This window comes from Bacillus sp. GMs2/2 (assembly GCF_050172095.1).
Classification (GTDB): Bacteria; Bacillota; Bacilli; order Bacillales; family Bacillaceae_G; genus Bacillus_A; species Bacillus_A cereus.
In genome coordinates this window covers 1-4,475 of the sequence record NZ_JBNLYE010000323.1, presented here as the reverse complement: position 1 = coordinate 4,475, position 4,475 = coordinate 1, and the positions used below count along the sequence as shown (strand labels likewise).

Genomic DNA, 4,475 nt, shown 5'->3' with positions numbered 1-4,475 from the left:
TAAAATAATAGATGAAAATGTAAAGTTAGGGGATTCCACATGCATACAGGAGTTTTGATTAGTTATTTGTATACGTATTTTTTCACTATAATTTTTTGTGTTTTGTTTCAAATTGGATTTTATTTTAAAGCGAAAAGAAACATATCTATTCGGCATTTTCTATGGGTATATGTTTTTCTATTCTATCTTTCGCTAGTGTATAAGGTGACGCAAATCGCGACTGTATGGGATATAAGTAGATATGAAACGTGGATTCGTGTAAGTCAAATCAACTTGACTCTATTTGATACGGCAGGTAGTACGACGTATCTTTTAAATATTGTACTGTTTATGCCGTTCGGCTTTCTATTACCGACTATTTGGCCGCAGTTTAGAAAAATGAAAAACACCGTATGCGCGGGATTCCTTTTTTCATTGGCAATTGAGTTAAATCAATTACTAAATAATAGAATTACAGATATTGATGATTTATTTACGAATACCCTTGGGGCGATAGTTGGGTATGTATTATATAAAGTATTATATACAGCGTTATTTAAATTGATATTGAAAAGAGAGGAAAAAGAGTTTGATACGAACTCTCCTTTAGTCATAAAATACGAGGCTGTTTTTTGTTTAGTGTGTTCATTTGTAGGTGCAATGTTAATTTATCATCCAGCTTTATTTGGAAGACCTGTAATCATCCAGTGAGGTAATTACGAATTTCTTTTGAACGCTCGTGCGATATTTCAATTTGTAAAAAGCCTTTAACTTGTTATAGTTAAAGGCTTTTATCATCATAATTTTTACTTACCAATTACCCACTCTAACATCCACCTTCAACCACTTCACCCAATCCAAATCCTCTACCTTAAGCAAACTAAGCGAAACACCTTTCATATCTAAAGAAGTTAACAGTGTACCAACTTTTACGAATGTAACTTGCAATCCTTCCAGTTCACACAAACGGCGAATATCATTTGCGAAAATGTATTGTTCCATTAATGGCGTTGCACCGAGTCCGTTAATAAGGATGGCAAAGTTGTCTCCTTTTCTCCAGCGATAAATGCTTTTAAGTTTGTTCATTAGTTCGATCGCTAATATTTCAGAAGAGGATAGTGCTTCTTTACGGTAACCTTTTTCGCCGTGGATACCAACGCCATAAAAGACTTCATCTTCGTTTAATGTGAATGAAGCTTTTCCTTTTACTGGATCGTTGGCAGGGGAAAGGGCAACTCCTAATGTGTGTAAGTTTTCAGTGATAGAACGGCCAAGTGTTGTTAGTTTTTCTAAAGAATGGCCTTCAAGAGCGGCCGCACCAAGTATTTTTTGAACGAAAACAGTACCAGCGACGCCGCGTCTTCTTTTATTAAAAGAAGCATCATCTTCAATTGAAACGTCGTCATTTACGATGATGTGGTCAATTTTTCTTCCTTCTTCTTTAGCGATCTGCTCAGCCGCTAGAAAGTTCTCAACGTCATCTTTAAAGTTTTTAATGATGAATAAAATACTTTTATCTTTTGGCATGAGGCGAGTAGCCGCTACAATTTGTTCCACTGTAGGCGGAGTGAAAATGCTGCCGTTTACTGCCGCTGTAAGCATACCTATTCCTACATAGCCAATATCAGCGGGTTCATGTCCGCTACCACCGCCGCTTATAATCGCGACGTTTTGCTTTAGTTTTTCGATATCTTTTACATAAATGATGTTATTTGTTTCGTCGTAATTTACTTTGTCGTTATGTTCAAAATAAAAGCCATGCAGCATATCTTGAACGATATTTTGTACATCATTCATAATCTTTTTCATTGCTTTTGCCACCCTTTAATTACTTTGCTGATTGCTCAAGTAATAGTAGTAATTGATTGTTTATCATATTTTTCATAAGAGAAGACATAATGGAAGGATCTACTTCGCACTTGCTTTCAATCCAATCTTTTATCGTTCCAACGAAGCCGTGACTATAAAAGGAGGCAATCGTATTTTTTGTCTCATCAGAAAGGCTGAATCCACAGCTTACAGATAGTTCATCAATAATCTTCATATATAAGTTTTTCGTATGCTCAAATAAATAGTGATTAAACGAGTTTTGCTCAATAACTTTAAAAGCATTTCGGTAAAATTTTTGATTTTCGTAAAAGTAATCAAATAATAAATCAAAAATGTTTTCCCATTTTTCATAATCGAGAAAGTCTATAATATTTTCTTTCGTTTCTTCTCTATAAATCCAGCTTAATAGTTCAAATTTATCTTTAAAATGATAATAAAAAGTTTGCCTACGCATTTGACAGTGTAACATAATATCGCTCACTGATATTTTATGAAAGGACTCTGTTTCCATTAAATACTTCAATGAATTTGCGATTATCTTTTTAGAAATTATAGAAGAGGTCATCTGAATCATCCCTAGAATGTTAGTAATATAAAAATCCTATCTATAAATGAGAGCGGTGTCTTTAGACAGATTGTCCATTTTGTCCGTTTACTATAAAACGCTTTCATTTTAACATGAGTAGTAAGAAGAAGATTTCAAATATATCACAATATATTAAAGGAATTGAGGGATAATCACAATGAAAAAGATTATAAACAAACCAGAAACATTAGTAATGGAAATGTGTAACGGAATGGTTATGGCTCACCCAGAGCTTGAACTTTTGAAAAAATATAAAGTTATTAAGAAGAAAGAAATGAACGAAAACAAAGTAACGTTAATTAGTGGCGGCGGTAGTGGCCATGAGCCGGCACATGCAGGATTAGTCGGAAAAGGAATGTTAGATGCGGCGGTGTGCGGAGATGTTTTTGCTTCTCCTTCACAAATTCAGGTATACCAAGCAATTAAAGAAACAGCTAGTAAAAAAGGTACGTTATTAATTATTAAAAATTATAGCGGCGATATTATGAATTTCAAAAACGGTGCGCATTTAGCGACAGAAGATGGAATTGAAGTCGACTACGTAAAAGTGGACGATGATATTGCGGTAGAAGATAGTCTGTATACAGTAGGACGCCGCGGCGTTGCAGGAGTTATTTTAGTTCATAAAATTGCCGGCGCAGCAGCGGAAGCAGGTATGGATTTAGGAGCGGTGAAAGCTGTCGCAGAAAAAGCAGCGGCTAACGTGCGCACAATCGGTTTAGCGTTAACGTCTTGTACAGTTCCAGCGAGCGGATCACCTACTTTCACACTTGAGGAAGATGAAATGGAATACGGCGTAGGTATTCACGGCGAACCAGGAATTAAACGTGAAAAAATGTTGTCGGCTGATGAATTAGCTAACCGTATGACAAATGATCTTGTAAAAGATTTAGGAGTAAAAGATGGCGAAGAAATTGCACTTCTAGTTAACGGTTTTGGCGGAACACCACTGCAGGAACTTTACTTATTTAACAACGCCGTTACGAGAGAACTAGCTGCAAGAAACATTAAAATTAATAGAGTATTCGTCGGTAATTATATGACGAGTATCGATATGGCTGGTATGTCTTTAACTGTAATGAAATTAGATGATGAGTTAAAAACATTACTATCAAAAGAATGTAATACACCAGCGTTTAAAGTAGATGGACCAGTTGAAAGTGTAGAGTATGTAAATGTACTTGAAGAAACAGAAGAGAAGGAAGTTTCATTTGAACTAGAAACAGCAGAAGAACACGCTGTTATTAAAGATAATGTCATTACATTAAACAACATGATTTATCTCGTTGATAAAATGAGCGATATTATCATTAAAAATGAAGTACCATTCTGTGAGTTAGACACGCACGCTGGTGACGGCGATTTCGGAATGAGTGTAGCAAAAGGATTTAAGCAATTAAAACGTGAGTGGCATTCTATTGTAGATCAAGAGAACGTAACAATCGGATCATTCCTTGATGGTTGCTCCATGATTATTATGGAACATTGCGGCGGCGCTTCTGGTCCAATTTGGGGCGGTGCATTCCGCGCAGCTAGTAAAGCAGCAGGCGAGAAGCGTGAGTTAACAGTGAAAGAATTCGCTGAAATACTGCAAGCAGCACTGCAAGGCATCCAATCGATCGGTGAAAGATCATTCGGCAGAGGAGCAGTAGTTGGTGACAAAACGCTTGTTGACGCACTTGCTCCATGTGTAGACTCTTGGTTAGATAGCGCCTCAAACGAAGTAGACGTAAAAACTGCCTTTGAAAAAGGTGCAGAAGCAGCGGTTAAAGGAGCAGAGTACACGAAAGAAATCGTAGCTCGCATGGGCCGCGCTGGTACAGTTGGCGAAAGAAGTTTAGGATACCCTGATGCAGGTGCACATGCGCTTGGGGTTATCTTTACGGAGATTGCGGGTAGTTTGAAATAGTAATTGGAAAGTCCCTCTGCCTTAAGGTGGAGGGATTATTCTGTAGTTTTCCAGAATAATAGTATGTGTCTTTTTATATCACCAAAAAAGACCGATTTTGGTGATACAGAAGGACATAAATCTTGTTTTTTGTTATGTCTTCATTTACAACGGTTTTCAAAGGAGATATTC

At 36.7% G+C, this 4,475-nt stretch carries 4 protein-coding genes; 2 read left to right on the top strand and 2 right to left on the bottom strand.

What is annotated here, in order from left to right; all coding sequences use genetic code 11:
- The first annotated feature begins 39 nt into the window (after nt 1-39).
- Entirely contained in the window at nt 40-690 is a 651-nt protein-coding gene (locus ACQGS6_RS23435) for a VanZ family protein (protein ID WP_000556854.1), read from the top strand.
- Between the two features lie 99 nt (nt 691-789).
- On the opposite strand, the gene dhaQ is transcribed toward ACQGS6_RS23435, so the two are convergent.
- Both dhaQ and dhaS read right to left on the bottom strand, forming a co-directional pair.
- A complete protein-coding gene (dhaQ, locus tag ACQGS6_RS23430) occupies nt 790-1,788 on the bottom strand; it encodes a DhaKLM operon coactivator DhaQ (RefSeq protein WP_074625361.1) in 999 nt (332 codons plus the stop codon).
- A gap of 19 nt (nt 1,789-1,807) precedes the next feature.
- Nucleotides 1,808-2,374 (bottom strand): dihydroxyacetone kinase transcriptional activator DhaS, encoded by a 567-nt coding sequence (dhaS, locus tag ACQGS6_RS23425; RefSeq protein WP_000204212.1) that lies wholly within the window; start codon nt 2,372-2,374, stop codon nt 1,808-1,810.
- Nucleotides 2,375-2,552: 178 nt separating this feature from the next.
- Between dhaS and dhaK the strand changes: the two genes are divergently transcribed.
- Entirely contained in the window at nt 2,553-4,304 is a 1,752-nt protein-coding gene (gene dhaK, locus ACQGS6_RS23420; protein ID WP_000720753.1) for a dihydroxyacetone kinase subunit DhaK, read from the top strand.
- Nucleotides 4,305-4,475 lie beyond the last annotated feature (171 nt).